We start from the raw sequence: 21,501 nt of genomic DNA, 5'->3' as shown, positions 1-21,501 counted from the left end.
CAGTTCTCTAAATTCGCAGTTCAGCGGAATAGTCGTGGCGGCGCAGCTCTGCGACGAAGTCGTAGTAGTCGTTGCGGCAGTAGGTGTCGGTGATTTCAATCGGGGTGTTGTCGGCGGTGTAGCCCACCCGGGTCATCAGCAGCATGGCGGTGCCGGGCGCGATGCCCACCAGGGCCGCGAACTCGTCCGAGGCGTTGATCGCCTGGATGTGCTGCAGGGCGCGCACGATGGGCTTGCCGATGCTTTCCAGGTATTCGTAGAGCGAGTTGCCGATGGCCTGCGGATGCGGGAGGACGGAGGCGGGCATGGCGGTCATTTCAATCGCCATCACCGTGTCGTCGGCCTTACGCAAGCGCTTGAGCCGCGCGACCTTGTCGGCAGGCGACAGGCCCAGGCGGATCAATTCTTCATGGGTAGGTTGGGTGATGTCGCGCTCCAGCCACTGGGACGTCGGCACAAACCCCTTGAGCCGGAGCATTTCGCTGAAGCCCGAGAGGCGCGACAGCGGCTGTTCCAGGCGGGGTGTGATGAAGGTTCCGGAGCCTTGGCTGCGACGGATCAGGCCTTGTTCGAACAGCACTTCCAGCGCTTTGCGGGCGGTCACCCGGGAAATGCCCAGTTGCTCGCTGAGGGCGCGTTCCGAGGGCAATGCCTGCTCGGATTTCCACTGGCCGGCATGAATCGCGGCTTCGAGGTTGCGGGCCAGTTGCAGGTACAGCGGCGTCGATTGTTTCTCGTCGGGGCGCAGGGCCAGGATGGGGTTCATCGTGTCGGTTTCCGATGCGGTTATTGGAGTGTTGTCGCCCGGTAGTGATCGCAAGCTAATACCACTTAAATACCATGTCAATGCAGCGAAAACGGTGCAGGCGAGCGTTTGCGGGCGCCTTAATAGTGCGCCAGTTGAAGTGGTATTAGAGAGGTCTTTCTTTCGGGCAGAAGCGCGCAGCTTGCCGGGGTGAACTGGTATTCACCGGCAAGCCACCCACGGGGCGGGAATTTTTTTTGAATTATTTTACGAGGGGCGGGAAATTACGGGCGAATCTCGATCATCGTGCCGTCTTTCACCAGGTTCCAGACTTCGCGCATGTCGACATTGCGCATGCCGATGCAACCGTCGGTCCAGTCCAGGGTGTGGAACAGTTCTTCGGGGTAGTCCTCGGCGTCGGGGGTGCCGTGGATCATGATCATGCTGCCGGGCTTGACCCCTTCGCGGCGGGCGCGGGCGGCGTCGCTGATATTGGGGTAGGAGATGTGCATGGCCAGGTTGAAGCGGTCGCTGGTCTTGCGCCAGTCGATCCAGTAGAAGCCTTCCGGCGTTCGGCGGTCGCCTTCCATCAGCTTGGTGCCCTTGGGGTTTCTGCCCAGGGAGATGCGGTAGGTCTTGAGGGGCTTGCCGTCGTTGATCAGTTGCAACTGATGGACGGACTTGAGCACCAGGATTTTCTCGACGGGTTTGCCGCCCAGGATCAGTTGGGTGGAGGCTGGCGACAGCGTGGCAAACGACAGGCAGATCAGAGCAAGCAACCAACGCATTAAAACGGTATCCCCTGGAAAGACTACGTGCCGCCCGGATTGTTATTTGGCCAGCTGTTTGAGCGGCGGCACCGACTCGCTGCGCACCGGATACGACTGTTGCCTGCGGTCAGCAAAAAAGCATTCTAAGGTACGCCCGACCGTGCGGAAAGCCAGCTCGGACCAAGGGATGTCGGCTTCATCGAATAAGCGCACTTCGAGGCTTTCGGGGCCTGCAGCAAAGTCCAGGTCGATCAGTTCGGCGCGGTAGAAAATATGCACCTGGCTGATGTGCGGCACGTCGATCAGGGTATAGATGCTCAGGTTGCGCACCCGGGCGCAGGCTTCTTCCATGGTCTCGCGCATGGCGGCCTGCTCGACGGTCTCGCCGTTCTCCATGAAGCCTGCGGGCAGGGTCCAGAAACCCAGGCGCGGCTCGATGGCACGGCGGCACAGCAGCACCTGCTCACCCCACACCGGCACGGTGCCCGCGACGATATTGGGGTTCTGATAGTGAATAGTCTGACAGTGATCGCAAACATAACGCAGGCGTGCGTCGCCTTCGGGAATGCGCTGGGTGACCGGTTTACCGCACTGGCTGCAGAAGTTCATGCTGGGGTTCCTGGAGAGTGCGCCTATCTTGGCGTGACCGGGTATGGCCTGCAAGTTGTCGTTTAGCGACATGGCCAGGGTTTTGGGGTTGGGCGGGCGCAAGGTTTGGTGCATGATGCAAGGTAGCCAACAGACCGAGATGACTCATGCTGGACGAGCTACTTCGCCGGGTAAGCAATCATACGCCACGCACGCTGGAGACCGACGGTCGTTTCCCGGAAGCGGCGGTACTGGTGCCCATCACCCGCAGTGACGAACCCGAGCTGATCCTGACCTTGCGCGCCAGTGGGTTATCGACCCATGGCGGCGAAGTGGCGTTCCCCGGCGGGCGCCGCGACCCTGACGATCCGGACCTGATATTCACCGCCCTGCGCGAAGCCGAAGAAGAAATCGGCCTACCGCCGGGGCTGGTGGAAGTGATTGGCCCGTTGAGCCCGCTGATTTCCCTGCACGGTATCCGTGTCACGCCGTATGTAGGCGTTATCCCCGATTATGTTGAATACCTGGCCAACGACGCCGAGATAGCTGCTGTTTTCAGCGTGCCCCTGGAGTTTTTTCGCCAGGACCCGCGCGAACATACTCACCGTATCGATTACCAGGGCCGCAGTTGGTATGTGCCCAGCTATCGGTTTGGCGAGTACAAGATCTGGGGCCTGACGGCGATCATGATCGTCGAGCTGATCAACCTGCTCTATGACGATGCCGACATCAGCCTGCATCGCCCGCCGAAAAGCTTCATCAATACCTAAGAGCCAGATGGCCATTGTTCCCTGCCGTGAGGATCCACCTATGAAATACCGCCTGGGCGACGCCCGAGTCGAAACCCATCCGAACAGCTGGGTGGCCCCCAATGCCACGCTGGTGGGGAAGGTCAAGCTTGCGGAGGGCGCCAACGTCTGGTTCAACGCGGTGTTGCGCGGCGACAACGAACTGATCCTGATCGGCAAGAACAGCAACGTGCAGGACGGCAGCGTGATGCACACCGACATGGGTTACCCGCTGACCCTCGGCACCGGCGTGACTATCGGCCACAACGCCATGCTGCATGGCTGCACCGTCGACGATTACAGCCTGATTGGCATCAATGCGGTGATCCTCAACGGCGCGAAGATCGGCAAGCACTGCATCATCGGCGCCAATTCGCTGATCGGTGAAGGCAAGGAAATTCCCGACGGTTCGCTGGTGATGGGCTCGCCGGGCAAGGTGGTGCGGGAGCTGACCGATGTGCAGAAGAAGATGCTCGAGGCCAGCGCAGCGCACTATGTGCATAACTCCCAGCGGTATGCCCGTGATCTGGTTGAGCAGGAAGAATGAACCCGGTAGAACGACCCGTCGCCTCGCCCTGCGTGAGCATTTGCGCGCTGGATGACGATGATATCTGCACTGGCTGCCAGCGGACGGTGGATGAAATCACCCGCTGGAGCCGCATGGACAACACCGAGCGCCGGGTGGTGTTGGGGTTGTGCCATGAGCGGGCGAAGGCGAGTGGGCTGCTTTGGATGATTCCTGGGAAGTCCGGCGCCTGACCTGATGCCATCGCGGGCAAGCCCGCTCCCACATTTTGAACTGTGAATACATCTGAATGTGGGAGATGGCTTGCCTGCGATAGGGCCCTCTCAGACGACATATTTCGAAATGTGAAGTACCCTGTGCCCCTTGTTCACAGGTCCCTCGCCCCATGTTCTTCCTGATTGCCTACATCAGCAGCGTCGTGCTGATCAATTTCGCTTTTTCCACCGCCCCGCACCTGGACGTCATCTGGTCTGCCTGGGGCGGCTTGGTGTTTGTCCTGCGGGACATGGTGCAAACCCGCTTCGGCCATGGCGCGATTATCGCCATGCTGGCGGCGCTGGTGCTGTCCTATATTACCTCCGACCCTTCCATCGCCCTGGCCAGCGCCACGGCGTTCGCGGTGTCCGAGTGCATCGACTGGCTGGTGTTCAGCATTACCAAGCGCCCGCTCCACGACCGCCTGTGGATAAGTTCGGCGCTGAGCATTCCCCTCGATACCTTTATCTTTTTCGGCCTGATCGGCGCGCTCACGCCTGCCGTGGCCGGCACCGCCCTGGTCTCGAAATTCGCCGGGGTTACCGTGGTGTGGCTAGCCATGGCCTGGCGTTTGCGGCGCCAGCGCGTCGCCAACTGAAGCCAATCTTTACAGTTCATGTAAAATGCCGGCCTTTCTCCCCATGATCCGCTCCCCTGAGGACCTGAGATGACCCGAATCGGAACTCCATTGTCGCCAACCGCGACCCGCGTAATGCTGTGTGGCTGCGGTGAGCTGGGCAAGGAAGTGGTAATCGAGCTGCAACGCCTGGGCGTTGAAGTGATTGCCGTGGATCGCTACGCCAACGCGCCGGCCATGCAGGTTGCCCATCGCAGCCACGTGATCAACATGCTCGATGGCGCCGCCCTGCGTGCCGTGATCGAAGCCGAAAAGCCGCACTTCATCGTGCCGGAAATCGAAGCGATCGCCACCGCCACCCTGGTGGAGCTGGAAGCCGAAGGCTTCACCGTGATCCCTACCGCCCGCGCGACGTTGCTGACCATGAACCGCGAAGGCATCCGTCGCCTGGCCGCTGAAGAGCTGGACTTGCCGACCTCGCCGTACCACTTCGCCGACACCTTCGAGGACTACAGCAAGGCCGTCACCGACCTGGGCTTCCCGTGCGTGGTCAAGCCGGTGATGAGTTCGTCGGGCAAGGGCCAGAGCCTGCTGCGCAGTGCCGACGATGTGCAAAAAGCCTGGGATTACGCCCAGGAAGGCGGCCGTGCCGGCAAGGGCCGGGTGATCATCGAAGGCTTTATCGACTTCGACTACGAAATCACCCTGCTGACCGTGCGCCACATCGGCGGCACTACCTTCTGCGCGCCAGTCGGTCACCGTCAGGAGAAAGGCGACTACCAGGAATCCTGGCAGCCACAGGCCATGAGCCCGGTTGCCCTGGCGGAATCCGAGCGCGTTGCCAAAGCCGTGACCGAGGCCTTGGGTGGCCGCGGTCTGTTTGGCGTTGAGCTGTTTATCAAGGGTGATCAGGTGTGGTTCAGCGAAGTGTCGCCGCGCCCCCATGACACTGGCCTGGTGACCCTGATTTCCCAGGACTTGTCGCAGTTCGCCCTGCATGCGCGGGCAATTCTTGGCCTGCCAATCCCGTTGATCCGTCAGTTCGGGCCTTCGGCGTCGGCGGTGATCCTGGTGGAGGGGCAGTCGACCCAGACGGCTTTTTCCAACCTGGGTGCAGCCTTGAGCGAGCCGGATACGGCGTTGCGTCTGTTTGGCAAGCCGCAAGTGAACGGCCAGCGCCGTATGGGCGTGGCGTTGGCGCGGGATGAGTCGATTGAGGCTGCCCGGGCTAAAGCTACCCGTGCTTCGAAGGCGGTTGTTGTAGAGCTGTAACCGAGTCGCGCCCATCGCGGGCAAGCCCGGCTCCCACAGGGAAATGCATTTTAAATGTGGGAGCCGGGCTTGCCCGCGATGGCGGTCTATCAGCTAACGCGATTCAAGTCGTTATTGCGCGTCTCTTTCAGGCACAAGACAGCAATCAAGCTGATCACCGCTGCCGCCGACACATACCCGCCCACATAACTCAAACCGCCCATCGCCACCAGCTTGGTTGCGAAGAACGGTGCGGCCGATGCACCCACAATCCCGCCCAGGTTATACGCCGCCGAAGCGCCGGTATAACGCACGCGGGTCGGGAACAGTTCCGGCAACATCGCGCCCATCGGGGCAAATGTCACGCCCATCAAAAACAGCTCCAGCGCCAGGAACAGCGCCACGGCCCAGGTTGAACCGTGGGTCAGCAGCGGTTCCATGGTGAAACCGGAGAGGATGGTCAGGATCGCCCCCACAATCAGCACCGGCTTACGCCCGTAACGGTCGCTTGCCCACGCCGCCAGCGGTGTCGCCGCGCCCATGAACAGCACCGCGAAGCACAGCAGGCCGAGGAAGGTCTCACGGCTGTAGCCCAGCGTGGACACGCCGTAGCTCAGTGAAAACGCTGTGGTGATATAGAACAGCGCATAACACACCACCATCGACGCGGCGCCCAGCAGCACCGGCAGCCAATGCTGGCTGAACAGTTCCACCAGCGGCACCTTTACCGGCGCCTCTTTAGCCACGGCATTCGCGAACACCGGGGTTTCATGCAGCTTGAGCCGCGCATACAGGCCGACCATCACCAGCGCCGCGCTGAGGATGAACGGAATGCGCCAGCCCCAACTGCGGAACTGCTCGTCATTCAGGTTCATGGCCAGGATCAGGAACAGCCCGTTAGCCGCCAAAAAGCCAATCGACGGGCCCAGTTGCGGGAACATGCCGAACCAGGCGCGTTTGCCTTTCGGTGCGTTCTCGGTGGCCAGTAACGCCGCGCCACCCCATTCGCCGCCAAGCCCGAGGCCCTGGCCGAAGCGCAGCACGCAGAGCAGGATCGGCGCCCAGGCCCCGATGCTGTCGTAACCGGGCAGCAAGCCGATCAGCGTGGTGCACACGCCCATCAGCAGCAAGGAGGCGACCAGTGTCGACTTGCGGCCGATCCGGTCACCGAAATGACCGAACAGCGCCGAACCCAGTGGCCGCGCGATAAACGCGATACCGAAGGTCAGGAACGAGGCAAGCATCTGCGCCGTGCCGGAGGTTTGCGGGAAGAACACGGGGCCGATCACCAGGGCAGCGGCGGTCGCGTAGATATAGAAGTCGTAGAACTCGATGGCGGTGCCGATGATGCTCGCGGTAGCGACCCGGGCCGTCGAGTTGGTCGGGGCGGCGGTCGCCGACTCGTTATAGGTGGTGCTCATTGAGGTATCCCTGACGGTCATTGCGCGTTTGAACGCGGATTATTATTGGTCGAACACCCGTGGATCAGGGTTGCGCGCGGGGCGGCTCGGGATGGGAGCACGCACCGGTCAGACACAACATGGCGGCGCCTGCCCCTGTAGGAGCGAGCTTAACGATAACACGGGGAACCTGACAGCCAGCGCCACTCTGAGGTTTTTCGCGAGCAAGCGCGTTCCTACAGGTACCAGATCAGTACCTTGGCCACACGGTTGTCCTCGGTTTCGAGGATTTCCAGGCGGTAGCGGCCGATTTTCAGGCATACGGCGCAGTCCGGGATGGTCTCCAGCGCTTCGGTCACCAGGCCGTTGAGGGTCTTGGGGCCGTCGCTGGGCAGGTGCCAGCCGAGGGTTTTGTTCAAGTCACGAATCGAGGCGGCGCCGTCGATCACGTAGCGGCCATCCGGTTGCGGCTGGATGTGCGGGTTGTCGAGGTGGTGCTCGCTTTCGAACTCACCGACGATTTCTTCAAGAATGTCTTCCAGGGTCACGATGCCCAGCACTTCTCCGTATTCGTCCACCACCATGCCCAGGCGGCGTTGTTGTTTGTGGAAGTTCAGCAATTGCAGTTGCAGCGGCGTGCTTTCCGGGACGAAGTAGGGCTCGTGGCAGGCTTCCAGCAGCGCTTCCTTGGTCAGGCTGGCGTTGGGCAGCAGGTGGCGGACCTGCCGAGTGTTGAGCACCGCTTCGACCTGGTTGATATCGCTGTGGAACACCGGCAACCGGGTGCGCGTGGAAACCCGCAGTTGCTCGATGATTTCTTCTATCGAGTCATCCAGGTTGATGCCGTCCACTTCGCTGCGGGGCACCAGGATGTCATTCACGGTGATGTTGTCCAGCGCGTGGATGCCCGGCATGCCCGGGGCGCGGGAGTTGGGCGTTTCGGCTTGCGGTTCGTCGTCGTGGTCCGGCTGCGGCTCGTCGCTGTGCTTGACCAGGCCGGGCTTGCGGGCGAACGGGCGCAACAGCAACAGGCTGACGCCGTTGAGCAACCAGGCCAGCGGGTAAAGGATTTTCAGCGGCACGTTCAGCAGCGTATTGCCGAAGCCGAGGATGGTTTGCGGGTGGCGAGTGGCCAGGATTCGCGGCAGGTAATCGGCCAGCACCAGCAGGGTTGCGCTGGAGATCACCCAGCCGAGCCACGGGCCGTTTTCCGCCCAGGCGTAGATCGCCAGCAGGGTGCAGAGAATCACCACCACCGAACGGCACAGGGTGTTGCACAGGATCAGGCTGTTGCGCGGGAAGTTCAGGCGGGTGGCGGCTTTGTCACCCTGGCGGGTGCCGGGGCGCAGTGCCAGCAAATGTTGCTGGGCGGCTTCGATGGCGGTAAACAGCGCCGACCATAAAACCAGCAAGGCTACTACCGCAAGCATCGGCCCCAAGGGCAAGTTGTCCATGTTGGCTGCCCGTTAGATATGCAGGATGTATTCGCGAACCAGCTTGCTGCCGAAATAGGCCAGCATCAGCAGGCAAAAACCGGCCAGGGTCCAGCGGATCGCCTTGTGCCCGCGCCAGCCAAGGTGGTTGCGGCCCCACAGCAATACGCTGAACACCACCCAGGCCAGGCACGCCAGCAGGGTTTTGTGCACCAGGTGCTGGGCGAACAGGTTCTCGACGAACAGCCAGCCAGAGATCAGCGACAGCGACAACAGCGTCCAGCCGGCCCAGAGGAAGCCGAACAGCAGGCTTTCCATGGTTTGCAGCGGCGGGAAGTTCTTGATCAGCCCGGACGGGTGCTTGTGCTTGAGCTGGTGGTCTTGCAACAGCAGCAGCAAAGCCTGGAACACCGCGATGGTGAACATGCCGTAGGCGAGGATCGACAACAGGATGTGCGCGAGGATGCCCGGCTCTTCATCAATGACCTGCACGGTGCCGGTCGGGGTGAATTGCGCCAGCAGCACCGTCAGCACCCCGAGCGGGAACAACAGCACCAGCAGGTTCTCCACCGGGATCCGGTAGCAGGCCATCAGCGTCAGCGCGATCACTGCTGCGGCAATCAGGCTGGCGGCGCTGAAAAAATCCAGGCCCAGGCCGACCGGCGTCATCAAGTGCGTGAACAGGCTGGCCGCGTGGGCCAGCAGGGCGAGGACGCCAAGGCCTACCAACAGGCGTTTGTCGGCCTTGGCGCCTTGGGCCAGACGAGTGCCCTGATAGAGGGTCGCAGCGGCATACAAGATGGCGGCGGCGAGGCTGGGTAGCAAACTGGGTGACAAAGGGAGCATAAATCCTGTTAAGCAGGCCCGAAAGGCGCTGAGTTTGGCATACCCCTGCGTAACACGAAAGACTCTCAGGCCAGACAGCGGGTGTGCATGGCGGCAGTCTTCGCTATAATCCGCGACCTGCCCACGCCGCAGGCTCGCCGAGCGCTGTTTTTAATAGCGATTTACCACAGCCTGGGCCGCCATTACCTCGGTCTACCAACGCATTTCGATGAATAGGGCCTGAAAGGATCGCGCATGTTTGAAAATCTGACTGACCGTCTCTCGCAGACGCTGCGCCATGTCACCGGCAAGGCCAAGCTGACCGAGGACAATATTAAAGACACCCTGCGTGAAGTGCGCATGGCGTTGCTGGAAGCCGACGTCGCCTTGCCGGTGGTGAAGGACTTCGTCAACTCGGTCAAAGAGCGCGCGGTGGGCACCGAAGTGTCCCGCAGCCTGACCCCGGGCCAGGCGTTTGTGAAGATCGTCCAGGCCGAACTCGAAAGCCTGATGGGCGCGGCCAACGAAGATTTGAACCTCAGCGCCGTGCCGCCAGCCGTTGTGCTGATGGCCGGCCTGCAAGGTGCGGGCAAGACCACCACCGCCGGCAAGCTGGCGCGCTTCCTTAAAGAGCGCAAGAAGAAGTCGGTGATGGTGGTGTCTGCGGACGTTTACCGTCCTGCGGCGATTAAGCAGCTGGAAATGCTCGCGGGCGAAGTAGGCGTAACCTTCTTCCCGTCCGACCTGAGCCAGAAGCCGGTCGATATTGCCCAGGCGGCTATTAAAGAAGCCAAGCTGAAATTCATCGACGTGGTTATCGTCGATACCGCCGGTCGCCTGCACATCGATGAAGAGATGATGGGCGAGATCAAGGCGCTGCATGCCGCGATCAACCCGGTAGAAACCCTGTTTGTGGTCGACGCCATGACCGGCCAGGATGCGGCCAACACCGCCAAGGCCTTTGGCGATGCGCTGCCGTTGACCGGTGTGATCCTGACCAAGGTCGACGGCGACGCCCGTGGCGGTGCAGCACTGTCCGTTCGTGCGATTACCGGCAAGCCGATCAAGTTCATCGGTATGGGCGAGAAGAGCGACGCGCTCGAGCCGTTCCACCCCGAGCGGATCGCCTCGCGTATCCTTGGCATGGGCGACGTGCTCAGCCTGATCGAGCAAGCTGAAGCGACCCTCGACAAGGACAAAGCCGAGAAGCTGGCTAAAAAGTTGAAGAAGGGCAAGGGCTTCGACCTCGAAGACTTCCGTGACCAACTGCAACAGATGAAGAACATGGGCGGCCTTGGCGGCCTGATGGACAAGCTGCCGAACATGGGCGGTGTGAACCTGGCGCAAATGGGCAATGCCCAGGGTGCGGCAGAGAAGCAGTTCAAGCAGATGGAAGCCATCATCAATTCCATGACCCCGGCCGAGCGCCGCGACCCTGAGCTGATCAGTGGTTCGCGCAAACGTCGGATCGCCATGGGTTCCGGCACCCAAGTGCAGGACATCGGTCGCTTGATCAAGCAGCACAAGCAGATGCAGAAGATGATGAAGAAGTTCTCCGCAAAAGGCGGAATGGCCAAGATGATGCGCGGCATGGGCGGTATGTTGCCCGGCGGCGGCATGCCGAAAATGTAAAGAATTCGAGCAAAAGTTCGCTTTTGCTCCGACCCGCAGGGATGCGGGATCTCCAGCAAACCCGCACTTGGCGGGAGCTGACTGGCCGTTTTAACCGACGGCTCTATAGCAGATCTGAATGGCACGCTGATAGGCGCCAGAAAAAGACATTTGCAAAATTCCGGATATTCCTTAGAATATGCGGCCTTTCGGGCACCTATGCCCGCTGTGCATTTAGATTTGCAGCACCGACTACAGGAACGATGTTCACATGCTAACAATCCGTCTTGCCCTTGGCGGCTCCAAAAAGCGCCCGTTTTACCACTTGACCGTAACCGACAGCCGCAACCCGCGCGACGGTTCGCACAAGGAACAGGTTGGTTTCTTCAACCCTGTTGCTCGTGGTCAAGAAGTTCGTCTGTCCGTGAACCAAGAGCGCGTAGCCTACTGGCTGAGCGTTGGTGCACAACCTTCTGAGCGCGTTGCTCAGTTGTTGAAGGATGCATCTAAGGCTGCGGCCTGAGCAATATGAACGCGACGCCAGCGGTTGCTGATGATTTGATCGTTATCGGCAAGATTTATTCTGTTCATGGCGTTCGCGGCGAAGTGAAGGTGTATTCCTTTACTGATCCGACTGAAAACCTGTTGCAGTACAAGACCTGGACGCTCAAGCGCGAAGGTAGTGTGAAACAGGTAGAGCTGGTCAGTGGACGCGGGAGCGACAAGTTCCTGGTCGCAAAGCTCAAGGGTCTTGATGATCGTGAAGAAGCTCGTCTTCTGGCCGGTTATGAGATCTGCGTGCCGCGCAACCTGTTCCCTGAATTGACCGACGGCGAGTACTACTGGTACCAGCTGGAAGGTCTGAAGGTTATTGATCAACTCGGGCAATTGTTCGGGAAAATCGATCATCTTCTGGAAACCGGCGCCAATGATGTAATGGTGGTCAAGCCTTGCGCTGGCAGCCTGGATGATCGCGAACGCCTGTTGCCCTATACCGAGCAATGCGTGTTGGCCGTCGACCTGGCAGCGGGCGAGATGAAGGTGGAATGGGACGCGGACTTCTAAACGTGGCTAATTTGCGCGTAGAAGTGATCAGTTTGTTTCCCGAGATGTTCTCCGCCATCAGCGAGTACGGCATCACCAGTCGGGCGGTGAAACAGGGGCTCTTGCAGCTGACCTGTTGGAACCCGCGAGACTACACGACGGATCGACATCACACTGTGGACGATCGCCCATTTGGCGGTGGCCCGGGCATGGTGATGAAGATCAAGCCCCTGGAAGACGCGTTGGTTCAGGCCAAGGCAGCTGCCGGGGAGAAGGCGAAGGTAATTTACCTGTCCCCTCAAGGCCGTCAGCTGAATCAGTCGGCGGTGCGCGAGTTGGCGAATCAGGCAAGCTTAATCCTGATTGCCGGTCGCTATGAAGGCATTGACGAGCGTTTTATTGACGCTCATGTCGATGAAGAGTGGTCGATTGGGGACTATGTCCTGTCTGGCGGCGAGCTGCCGGCGATGGTCCTGATAGATGCGGTTACACGACTGCTGCCTGGAGCTTTAGGGCATGCGGACTCCGCGGAGGAAGATTCCTTCACGGATGGTTTGCTGGATTGCCCGCACTACACCCGACCGGAGGTGTATGCGGATCAGCGTGTTCCCGACGTATTGCTAAGTGGCAATCACGCACACATCCGGCGTTGGCGTTTACAGCAGTCCCTCGGGCGGACCTATGAACGACGCGCCGATCTTCTGGAAAGCCGCTCGCTTTCTGGAGAAGAGAAGAAGCTGCTCGAGGAATACATCCTCGGGCGGGACGATAGTTAACAACGTATCGATGGTAGGTCCGATGACTTACCTTAGGAGCACAGCATGACTAACAAAATCATCCTTGCACTCGAAGCAGAGCAGATGACCAAAGAGATCCCTACCTTTGCCCCGGGCGACACTATTGTCGTTCAGGTGAAAGTGAAGGAAGGCGACCGTTCGCGTCTGCAAGCGTTCGAAGGCGTGGTAATCGCCAAGCGTAACCGTGGTGTGAACAGTGCTTTCACTGTTCGTAAAATCTCCAACGGTGTTGGCGTAGAGCGTACTTTCCAGACCTACAGCCCGCAAATCGACAGCATGGCCGTTAAACGTCGCGGTGACGTACGTAAAGCCAAGCTGTACTACCTGCGTGACCTGTCCGGTAAAGCAGCTCGCATCAAGGAAAAACTGGCTTAAGTCCAGCTTCCCGATGCAGAAAAAAGCAGCCTACGGGCTGCTTTTTTGTGCCCGCGATTTGAGCGGTCGCGATAGGATCTATCGACATTACCTTTTCCTGCTTGAGCCCCCATGCCTGCCATTGACCACCCACAGATAGACCGCTTCCTCGATGCCCTCTGGCTGGAAAAAGGCCTGTCCGACAACACCCGCCAGGCCTACCGCAGCGACCTGGCGTTGTTCAATGGCTGGCTACAGGAGAAAAACCGCGAGCTGCTCGACGCCGGTCGCGAGCTGATCCTCGACCACCTGTCCTGGCGCCTGGAGCAAAACTACAAACCCCGCTCCACTGCGCGTTTTCTCTCGGGCGTACGTGGCTTCTATCGCTACCTGCTGCGGGAAAAGCTGATCGCTATCGACCCAACCCTGCAAATTGATATGCCGCAGTTGGGCCGGCCATTGCCCAAATCCCTGTCGGAAGCCGACGTCGAAGCCTTGCTGGCCGCGCCCGACTTGAGCGAAGCCATCGGCCAGCGCGACCGCGCCATGCTCGAAGTGCTTTATGCCTGCGGTCTGCGTGTCACCGAACTGATCAGCCTGACCCTGGAACAGGTCAACCTGCGCCAGGGTGTATTGCGCGTGATGGGCAAGGGCAGCAAGGAGCGCCTGGTACCGATGGGCGAAGAGGCGATCGTGTGGATCGAACGCTATATGCGCGACGCCCGCAGCGAGTTGCTCAACGGTCGCCCCAGTGATGTGCTGTTCCCCAGCCAGCGCGGTGAGCAAATGACTCGCCAGACCTTCTGGCATCGCATCAAGCACCAGGCCAAGGTCGCGGGCATCGGCAAATCGCTGTCGCCCCACACGTTGCGCCATGCCTTCGCCACCCATTTGCTCAACCACGGCGCAGATTTGCGTGTGGTTCAAATGCTCTTGGGCCACAGCGACTTATCCACCACCCAGATCTACACCCACGTGGCGCGGGCACGTTTGCAGGACATGCACGCCAAGCACCACCCCCGGGGATGAAAATCACGCCGCAAAAGGCCCAATTTCCCCGCGACTGGCTGCCCTGCGGCCCAACTGTGGTAGGCTTTGCCGGTTCGCAAAGGGGACGGCCCCAACCCGTGTTTGAAGATCGGTGTTCCTGCTCCCGTCCCTGCATCTGCCTTCAGGAGTTCCCATGCGCTTGACCCAGATTTTTGCCATCGCAGCCATTGCGTTGGTCTCAACCTTTGCCGTCGCCGACGACGCCGCAGAGAAGACAATCCGCAAGAGCCTGGAAGCCCTCCAGCTCGACACCCCGATTGAAAGCATCAGCGTCAGCCCGATGGCCGGCCTGTATGAAGTCAAGCTCAAGGGCAGCCGCGTGCTGTACGCCAGCGCCGATGGCCAGTACATCGTCCAGGGCTACCTGTTCCAGTTGAAAGACGGCAAGCCGGTGAACCTCACCGAGAAAGCCGAACGACTGGGCGTATCCAAGCTGATCAATGGCATTCCGGTTGCAGAAACCGTGGTGTACCCGGCCATCGGCGAAACCAAGACCCACATCACCGTGTTCACCGACACCACCTGCCCGTACTGCCACAAGCTGCACGCCGAAGTGCCTGAGCTGAACAAGCTCGGCGTTGAAGTGCGCTACGTGGCGTTCCCGCGCCAGGGCCTGGGTTCACCGGGTGACGAGCAGTTGCAAGCCGTCTGGTGTTCGGCCGACAAGAAAGCCGCCATGGACAAGATGGTCGATGGCAAGGAAATCAAGGCTGCCAAGTGCGCCAACCCGGTTTCCAAGCAGTTTGCCCTCGGCCAGTCGATTGGTGTGAACGGTACGCCGGCCATCGTTTTGGCTGACGGCCAGGTGATTCCGGGCTACCAGCCTGCGCCGCAAGTTGCCAAACTGGCACTGAACGCAAAGTAAGCATTATCGTCGAGCCTTTGACGATCATGATTCGCTGACCATTCGGCGGGTCATTAACAGAGAGCCGCAGTTGTGCGGCTGTTTTCACGGCCGACCTTGAGTCGGCCGTTTCATGGGGAGTTCTTCAGTGAAACCGGTCAAAGTAGGCATCTGTGGGTTAGGGACCGTCGGTGGCGGCACCTTGAACGTACTTCAGCGTAACGCTGAAGAAATTTCCCGCCGTGCAGGGCGTGGGATTGAAGTGGCACAAATTGCCACGCGTACGCCAAAGCCTCAGTTCCAAACGACCGGTATTGCGATTACCAACGATGTCTTCGACGTCGCGACCAACCCTGAAATCGATATCGTCATCGAGCTCGTAGGCGGCTACACCGTGGCCCGCGAGCTGGTGCTCAAGGCCATCGAAAACGGCAAGCACGTGGTCACCGCCAACAAGGCGCTGATCGCCGTTCACGGTAACGAAATCTTCGCCAAGGCCCGCGAGAAGGGCGTGATCGTAGCGTTCGAAGCCGCCGTGGCCGGTGGCATTCCGGTGATCAAGGCGATTCGTGAAGGCCTCTCGGCCAACCGCATCAACTGGGTGGCCGGCATCATCAACGGCACCGGTAACTTCATCCTCACCGAAATGCGTGAGAAGGGCCGTACCTTCGAAGACGTGCTGGCCGAAGCCCAGGCCCTGGGTTACGCCGAAGCCGACCCGACCTTCGACGTGGAAGGCATCGACGCGGCCCACAAGCTGACCATCCTGGCGTCCATCGCCTTTGGTATCCCGCTGCAGTTCGACAAGGCCTACACCGAAGGCATCACCAAGCTGACCACCGCCGACGTGAACTACGCCGAAGCCCTGGGCTACCGCATCAAGCACCTCGGTGTGGCGCGCAGCACCCCGGCCGGCATCGAGTTGCGTGTGCACCCGACGCTGATCCCGGCCGACCGCCTGATCGCCAACGTCAATGGCGTGATGAACGCCGTGATGGTCAATGGTGATGCTGCCGGTTCTACCCTGTTCTACGGCGCCGGCGCCGGCATGGAGCCTACGGCTTCCTCGGTGATTGCCGACCTGGTGGACGTGGTCCGCGCCATGACCAGCGACCCGGAAAACCGCGTACCGCACCTGGCCTTCCAGCCGGACTCGCTGTCGGCCCACCCGATCCTGCCGATCGAAGCCTGCGAAAGTGCCTATTACCTGCGCATCCAGGCCAAGGATCACCCGGGCGTGCTCGCTCAGGTGGCCAGCATCCTGTCGGAGCGCGGCATCAACATTGAATCGATCATGCAGAAGGAAGTCGAAGAACAAGACGGCCTGGTGCCCATGATCCTGCTGACCCACCGCGTGCTGGAGCAGCACATCAACGATGCCATCGCCGCGCTTGAAGCGTTGCAGGGCGTGGTTGGGCCGGTGGTGCGGATTCGCGTCGAACACCTGAACTAATCGTTTTGCTACAAGGGCCCCACACGTTCGGCGGCCCTTGTTCAAGAAAGCTCTAGAGGAGCCAGTCATGCGTTATATCAGTACCCGCGGCCAGGCACCGGCCCTGAATTTCGAAGACGTTTTGCTGGCCGGTCTGGCCACTGACGGCGGCCTGTACGTGCCGGAAAACCTGCCACGCTTCACCCAGGAAGAAATCGCTTCGTGGGCCGGCCTGCCGTACCACGAGCTGGCGTTCAGGGTCATGCGCCCGTTCGTCACCGGCAGCATTCCGGATGCGGACTTCAAAAAGATTCTGGAAGAGACGTACGGTGTGTTTTCCCACAGCGCCATCGCACCGTTGCGTCAGCTGAACGGCAACGAGTGGGTCCTGGAGCTGTTCCACGGCCCGACCCTGGCGTTCAAGGATTTTGCCCTGCAACTGCTGGGTCGTCTGCTCGACTACGTATTGGAAAAGCGCGGCGAGCGCGTGGTGATCATCGGCGCCACCTCCGGTGATACCGGCTCGGCGGCGATCGAAGGCTGCAAGCACTGCGAAAACGTCGACATCTTCATCCTGCACCCGCACAACCGCGTGTCGGAAGTGCAGCGTCGCCAGATGACCACGATCTTCGGCGAGAACATCCACAACATCGCCATCGAAGGCAACTTCGATGACTGCCAGGAAATGGTCAAGGCGAGCTTCGCCGACCAGAACTTCCTCAAGGGCACGCGCCTGGTGGCAGTGAACTCGATCAACTGGGCGCGGATCATGGCCCAGATCGTCTACTACTTCCACGCAGCCCTGCAGTTGGGCGGCCCGGCGCGTTCGGTGTCGTTCTCGGTGCCTACCGGCAACTTCGGCGACATCTTCGCCGGTTACCTGGCGCGCAACATGGGCCTGCCGATCAACCAGTTGATCGTCGCCACCAACCGCAACGACATCCTGCACCGCTTCATGAGCGGCAACCAGTACGTCAAGGAAACCCTGCACGCCACGCTGTCGCCGTCGATGGACATCATGGTCTCGTCGAACTTCGAACGCCTGCTGTTCGACATGCACGGTCGCAACGGCGTAGCCCTGGCCGGCCTGATGGACAGCTTCAAGCAAGGTGGCGGTTTCAGCGTCGAGCAAGAGCGTTGGACCGAAACCCGCAAGCTGTTCGACTCCCTGGCCGTGGACGACGCAGAAACCTGCCAGACCATCGCCGAAGTCTACGCCCAGACCGGCGAGCTGCTGGACCCGCACACCGCCATTGGCGTCAAGGCTGCACGTGAATGCCGTCGCAGCCTGGACATCCCGATGGTGATCCTTGGCACCGCGCACCCGGTCAAATTCCCGGAAGCGGTGGAGAAGGCGGGCGTTGGCAAGGCGCTGGAACTGCCGCCACACCTTACCGATCTGTTTGAACGTGAAGAACGTTGCACGGTGCTGGCCAATGACCTCAAAGCAGTGCAGGCGTTTGTCAGCCAGCACGGCAATCGCGGTAAGCCACTCTGATCCAGCGGCTTCGCGCGGTGGTTCAAGCCCGTCTTCGTGACGGGCTTTTTCATTCTGGCGAGCCATACTTGCGCGGCGACCAACAAGAATAACCAAGGAAACACGACCGGTGTATCTATCTACCCGAAGGTGCGTGTGGCTCACCTGCCTGCTGCTGCTTGGCCATGGTTCGGCAAGCCTGGCCGCCGTCAGCCTGCCGTTCAAGCTGGTGCCGGCGTTCATTGCCCTGGAACCCATGCCCCTGACGGCCAGCGAGCAGCAATGGCTGGCGGCGCATCGGCCATTGAAGGTGGGCATCTCGATTGATGACTATCAGCCGATTGATATCACCCGCGACCGCAATCGCTACCAGGGCATCAGCGCCGACTACCTGGGCCTGATCGGCGCGCGCCTGAATGCACCGATGCAAGTCCTGGGCTTCTCCGAGCGGGCGCAGGCGGTGGAAGCCTTGCGCAGCGGCGCCATCGATATTCTCACCAGCGCCAACGGCTATGAGCGTGACGCGCCGGGGCTGCGTTTTACCCAGGACTACATGCCAGACCGTTCGGTGGTGGTTGTACGCCGGGATGACACCACCCAGAACGACGACCTCAAGGACAAGAAGTTGGTGTTGCTGGACGGCTACGCCAACGTCAAGAACGTCCATCAGGCGTACCCCGGCAGCCACATCATGCTGGCACCGAATCTGTACAGTGGCCTGGAAGCACTGAAGCAAGGCGATGCCGATGCGTTTATCGGTAACGAGGTGATCGTGCGGGCCTACAAATCGCTGCGACCTTACCTGGGCTTGCAGATCAAGGTGGAGAGCCGGCTGGCGCCCATTGGTTTTGCGTTTGCCACACGTGAGGCCGACCCGCTGCTGGGGACGATGATGGACCAGGCGCTGTCGAGTATCGATCAGTCCCTGCACCGCGAAATCCTCGCGCGCTGGACCACTGGCCTGGGCGTGGGCATCGACGCTGAACGCATCGCCTTGTCGGACCCGGAGCGGGCCTGGGTGCTGCGACATCCCCATGTGGTGGTGGCGGCCCAGCAACTGTCGCCCTACGTATTCAAGGACAAGGACGGCCAATGGGTGGGGCTGAATGTGGATTTGCTCAACCGCATTTCACGCATGACCGGCCTGCAGTTCGTCATGGAAGAAGTGTCCTCCACGGCACAAACCCTGGCGCTGCTGGAAACGGGCCGGGCGGACATGAACACCACCCTGGCCGAGAATCAGGAACGCAAGGCCTTCCTCAATTTCAGTCATGGTTTTGGTGGCTCCGGCTGGGTCTTTATTCAACGTGCTGACGCGCCGCCAGTCGCCAGTTTGAGCGAGCTTTCAGGCAAGGTGCTGGCACTGCCGGCACGTCATCTCATGGAAGGCTATATCCGTCGCGAACACCCCGGGATCAAGCTGCAGTCCGTGGACAACTACGCCCAGGCCCGTGACCTGGTAGCTCGGGGGGATGCAGCGGCGACTATCCAGACCGAAGTGGAGGTGCAGAGTTACCCGGCCGACGGGCTACGCGTAGGTCGCAGCGTCGAGGGCAAGTGGTCGGTCAACAGCCTCTCGGTGCGCAAGGATCAACCGGAACTGCTGAACATTTTGAATAAGGCCCTGGAAGCGCTGCCGGTGGCGGAGTTGAGCGCCCTGCGCCTGCGTTGGCTGGGCGCCGTGCCGATCCCGGTGCCCGCCTGGCAGCGGGTGCCGCCTTGGGCCTATTGGACAGTTGCCATGGCGCTGCTGTTGGTGCTGGTGTCGTGGGCGTGGAACAGCCGGCTCAAGCGCCAGATTCGCCAGCGCGTACAGGCCGAGCAGCGGCTCAACGACCAGTTGGCGTTCAAGCGCGCACTGCTGGACGGCATGCCCAATCCAGTGTTCGTCCGCGATCTGGCCGGGCGCCTGGTGACCTGCAACACCAGTTATGAAAAGCAACTGGCTACCACGCGTGAACAGATCCAGGGCCTGACGCTGATGGAGAGCGGCCTGATGCCTGAAGCAACGGCCACACGCCTGCACGCCGGGCATATGGAACAACTGGCGACACAACAGTCGCTGTTCGTCGATCGGCAGCTGGAATTCAACGGCGGGGTCTTTCATGTCTACCAATGGACGGTGCCGTTCTTTGATGCCAAGGGCCAGTTGCAGGGTTTGCTCGGTGGCTGGATCGATATCAACGAACGCAAGGTCCTGGAAAATCAGCTGATGGACGCACGCCAGGCGGCGGACGAGGCGAACTACGCCAAAAGCACCTTTCTCTCGACCCTGAGCCACGAAATTCGCACACCGATGACCGCCATCATCGGGCTGCTTGAACTGGAACAGGAGCGTGCCCTGGCCGAAGGCAAGCCGGTGTCCGAGGCGATCCGGGTCGCCCATCGCTCGGCACGGGAGTTGATTGCCCTGATGGGTGACAGCCTGGACCTGGCGAAGATTGAAGCCGGTCATTTGCAACTGGCCCCGCAAACCACTGACTTGAAAGGTTTCTTCGAGGGCATACAACGGCTGTTTGAAGCCATGGCGCAGAAAAAGGGCCTGCACTTGACCCTTGCCTTCGATCCGGCTGCGCAAGGGCACTACTGGTTCGACCCGCTGCGCCTGCGCCAGGTTATCCATAACCTGGTGGGCAACGCGCTCAAGTTCACCCAGCGCGGCGAGGTTCGGGTCAGTGTCGCCCGCAAGCGTGACCAGGCAGGTGCCGAGTACTTGCACCTGTGCGTGGAAGACAGCGGCCCTGGCATCGGTATCGAGCAGCAAACGCGGGTGTTCAAGCCGTTTATTCAGGTCAGCGCGCTGACGGCAGCCGAGCACGGAGGCACGGGCCTGGGCTTGAGCATCTGCCAACAACTGGTGCAGTTGATGGGCGGGCGCATCACGTTGAGCAGTGTGGTGGGTGAAGGCACGGTCGTGTGTATCGATCTGTACTTTGACCGGGTCAGCAGTGACGACGTGCCGGCGTCGCCTGCGGTGTCGTTGCCATTCGCGGGCCGCAGCCTGTCAGTGCTGGTGGTGGATGACCTGCCGGCCAACCGCTTGGTTATGGTCCAGCAGTTACAGTTCCTCGGCCATCAGGTCGAGGCCGTCGACTCGGCGGAGGCGGCCTTGCAGCGTTGGCGCCATGAGGTATTTGACGTGCTGGTCACCGATTGCAATATGCCGGGCATGTCCGGCTACGCCTTGAGCGAGGCCATACGCCGGATTGAAACCCGGGAGCAAAAGCCACGAAGTGCGCTGGTGGGGTGCACGGCCAATGCCCTGGACGATGAACAGCAGCGTTGCCGGGAGGCTGGTATGGATGAACTGCTGGTCAAACCCGTCACCCTTGAACACTGGGCGCGGGTACTCGCCCGCGTGGCACCTGTACGCTCCTTCAGTATCCAGGCCTTGCGCACCATGACCCAAGCCGACGGGCCGGTGTTGCAGCGGATGTTGCAGGAATTGGCGAGGAGCCTGGAGCAGGAGCAAAACGTGATGGCTGCTGCCATGACGGATCAAGACCAGGTCCGTGTGGCGGCGTCGCTGCATCGTTTGAAGGGCATTTGCTGCCTGGTGGATGCATTGGCGCTGGCCAAGGCCTGCGTGGCGCTTGAGGTTTGTATTCGGGAGCAGCGCAACGCTGAAATGCAAACGCACTGGTTGACGCTGTGCGAGGCATTGACCGAGTTCCGGCGCGAGCTTGAGGTGTGCCTGAATCCGGTTGAATAAGACGTGTCCTATGGGGCAGGAG

At 60.7% G+C, this 21,501-nt stretch carries 21 protein-coding genes; 15 read left to right on the top strand and 6 right to left on the bottom strand.

Annotation, left to right across the window (positions count from 1 at the left end; all coding sequences use genetic code 11):
• Nucleotides 1-7 precede the first annotated feature (7 nt).
• The 3 genes from ACZRN6_RS11135 to ACZRN6_RS11125 form a co-directional block, all read right to left on the bottom strand.
• Nucleotides 8-766 carry a GntR family transcriptional regulator gene (locus ACZRN6_RS11135; protein WP_322143416.1) on the bottom strand — a complete coding sequence of 253 codons (759 nt, stop codon included), beginning with the start codon at nt 764-766 and terminating at the stop codon, nt 8-10.
• Nucleotides 767-1,029: 263 nt separating this feature from the next.
• Nucleotides 1,030-1,533 carry a L,D-transpeptidase family protein gene (locus ACZRN6_RS11130; protein WP_464007944.1) on the bottom strand — a complete coding sequence of 168 codons (504 nt, stop codon included), beginning with the start codon at nt 1,531-1,533 and terminating at the stop codon, nt 1,030-1,032.
• Between the two features lie 42 nt (nt 1,534-1,575).
• Nucleotides 1,576-2,124 (bottom strand): NUDIX hydrolase, encoded by a 549-nt coding sequence (locus ACZRN6_RS11125; RefSeq protein WP_322143418.1) that lies wholly within the window; start codon nt 2,122-2,124, stop codon nt 1,576-1,578.
• Between the two features lie 146 nt (nt 2,125-2,270).
• Between ACZRN6_RS11125 and ACZRN6_RS11120 the strand changes: the two genes are divergently transcribed.
• From ACZRN6_RS11120 to purT, 5 genes are all read left to right on the top strand, one after another.
• Complete coding sequence (locus tag ACZRN6_RS11120) at nt 2,271-2,873, top strand: CoA pyrophosphatase (RefSeq protein WP_322143419.1); 603 nt, start codon at nt 2,271-2,273, stop codon at nt 2,871-2,873.
• Nucleotides 2,874-2,913: 40 nt separating this feature from the next.
• Nucleotides 2,914-3,438 (top strand): gamma carbonic anhydrase family protein, encoded by a 525-nt coding sequence (locus tag ACZRN6_RS11115; protein WP_322143420.1) that lies wholly within the window; start codon nt 2,914-2,916, stop codon nt 3,436-3,438.
• Nucleotides 3,435-3,650 (top strand): DUF1289 domain-containing protein, encoded by a 216-nt coding sequence (locus tag ACZRN6_RS11110; RefSeq protein ID WP_322143421.1) that lies wholly within the window; start codon nt 3,435-3,437, stop codon nt 3,648-3,650. Before ACZRN6_RS11115 ends, ACZRN6_RS11110 begins: the two co-directional genes overlap by 4 nt.
• 152 nt (nt 3,651-3,802) lie before the next feature.
• Nucleotides 3,803-4,270 (top strand): hypothetical protein, encoded by a 468-nt coding sequence (locus ACZRN6_RS11105; RefSeq protein WP_003209599.1) that lies wholly within the window; start codon nt 3,803-3,805, stop codon nt 4,268-4,270.
• Nucleotides 4,271-4,339: 69 nt separating this feature from the next.
• Complete coding sequence (gene purT / locus ACZRN6_RS11100) at nt 4,340-5,521, top strand: formate-dependent phosphoribosylglycinamide formyltransferase (RefSeq protein WP_322143422.1); 1,182 nt, start codon at nt 4,340-4,342, stop codon at nt 5,519-5,521.
• Between the two features lie 89 nt (nt 5,522-5,610).
• Here the strand turns inward: purT and ACZRN6_RS11095 are convergent, their stop codons facing one another.
• The 3 genes from ACZRN6_RS11095 to ACZRN6_RS11085 all read right to left on the bottom strand — a co-directional run bounded on the left by ACZRN6_RS11095 (nt 5,611) and on the right by ACZRN6_RS11085 (nt 9,179).
• A complete protein-coding gene (locus tag ACZRN6_RS11095) occupies nt 5,611-6,921 on the bottom strand; it encodes an MFS transporter (protein WP_322143423.1) in 1,311 nt (436 codons plus the stop codon).
• A 215-nt stretch (nt 6,922-7,136) separates the two neighbouring features.
• On the bottom strand, nt 7,137-8,354 hold the full coding sequence (locus tag ACZRN6_RS11090) for a transporter associated domain-containing protein (protein ID WP_322143424.1): 1,218 nt from the start codon (nt 8,352-8,354) through the stop codon (nt 7,137-7,139).
• Between the two features lie 12 nt (nt 8,355-8,366).
• Nucleotides 8,367-9,179, bottom strand: a complete 813-nt coding sequence (locus ACZRN6_RS11085; RefSeq protein ID WP_416152061.1) for a cytochrome C assembly family protein — start codon at nt 9,177-9,179, stop codon at nt 8,367-8,369.
• Nucleotides 9,180-9,413: 234 nt separating this feature from the next.
• Here ACZRN6_RS11085 and ffh point away from each other — a divergent pair, with 234 nt between their 5' ends.
• The 10 genes from ffh to ACZRN6_RS11035 all read left to right on the top strand — a co-directional run bounded on the left by ffh (nt 9,414) and on the right by ACZRN6_RS11035 (nt 21,479).
• Nucleotides 9,414-10,790, top strand: a complete 1,377-nt coding sequence (ffh, locus tag ACZRN6_RS11080) for a signal recognition particle protein (RefSeq protein WP_322143426.1) — start codon at nt 9,414-9,416, stop codon at nt 10,788-10,790.
• A 250-nt stretch (nt 10,791-11,040) separates the two neighbouring features.
• Nucleotides 11,041-11,292, top strand: a complete 252-nt coding sequence (gene rpsP, locus ACZRN6_RS11075; protein WP_010463010.1) for a 30S ribosomal protein S16 — start codon at nt 11,041-11,043, stop codon at nt 11,290-11,292.
• Between the two features lie 5 nt (nt 11,293-11,297).
• Nucleotides 11,298-11,834, top strand: a complete 537-nt coding sequence (gene rimM / locus ACZRN6_RS11070) for a ribosome maturation factor RimM (RefSeq protein ID WP_053135622.1) — start codon at nt 11,298-11,300, stop codon at nt 11,832-11,834.
• Nucleotides 11,816-12,589 carry a tRNA (guanosine(37)-N1)-methyltransferase TrmD gene (trmD, locus tag ACZRN6_RS11065; protein ID WP_464007943.1) on the top strand — a complete coding sequence of 258 codons (774 nt, stop codon included), beginning with the start codon at nt 11,816-11,818 and terminating at the stop codon, nt 12,587-12,589. The genes rimM and trmD overlap by 19 nt, the downstream gene beginning before the upstream one ends.
• Nucleotides 12,590-12,634: 45 nt before the next feature.
• Nucleotides 12,635-12,985: a 50S ribosomal protein L19 gene (gene rplS, locus ACZRN6_RS11060; RefSeq protein WP_003175895.1), complete on the top strand. Its 351-nt coding sequence runs from the start codon at nt 12,635-12,637 to the stop codon at nt 12,983-12,985.
• Between the two features lie 111 nt (nt 12,986-13,096).
• Entirely contained in the window at nt 13,097-13,993 is an 897-nt protein-coding gene (gene xerD, locus ACZRN6_RS11055; RefSeq protein WP_464007942.1) for a site-specific tyrosine recombinase XerD, read from the top strand.
• A gap of 154 nt (nt 13,994-14,147) precedes the next feature.
• Entirely contained in the window at nt 14,148-14,879 is a 732-nt protein-coding gene (locus ACZRN6_RS11050) for a thioredoxin fold domain-containing protein (RefSeq protein WP_322143428.1), read from the top strand.
• A 127-nt stretch (nt 14,880-15,006) separates the two neighbouring features.
• Nucleotides 15,007-16,311: a homoserine dehydrogenase gene (locus tag ACZRN6_RS11045; RefSeq protein ID WP_322143429.1), complete on the top strand. Its 1,305-nt coding sequence runs from the start codon at nt 15,007-15,009 to the stop codon at nt 16,309-16,311.
• A gap of 67 nt (nt 16,312-16,378) precedes the next feature.
• Complete coding sequence (thrC, locus tag ACZRN6_RS11040; RefSeq protein WP_464007941.1) at nt 16,379-17,788, top strand: threonine synthase; 1,410 nt, start codon at nt 16,379-16,381, stop codon at nt 17,786-17,788.
• A gap of 109 nt (nt 17,789-17,897) precedes the next feature.
• On the top strand, nt 17,898-21,479 hold the full coding sequence (locus ACZRN6_RS11035; RefSeq protein ID WP_464007940.1) for a transporter substrate-binding domain-containing protein: 3,582 nt from the start codon (nt 17,898-17,900) through the stop codon (nt 21,477-21,479).
• Nucleotides 21,480-21,501 lie beyond the last annotated feature (22 nt).

It is taken from the genome of Pseudomonas sp. A125 (genome assembly GCF_055409485.1).
This window is presented reverse-complemented; position numbering and strand designations above follow the sequence as displayed.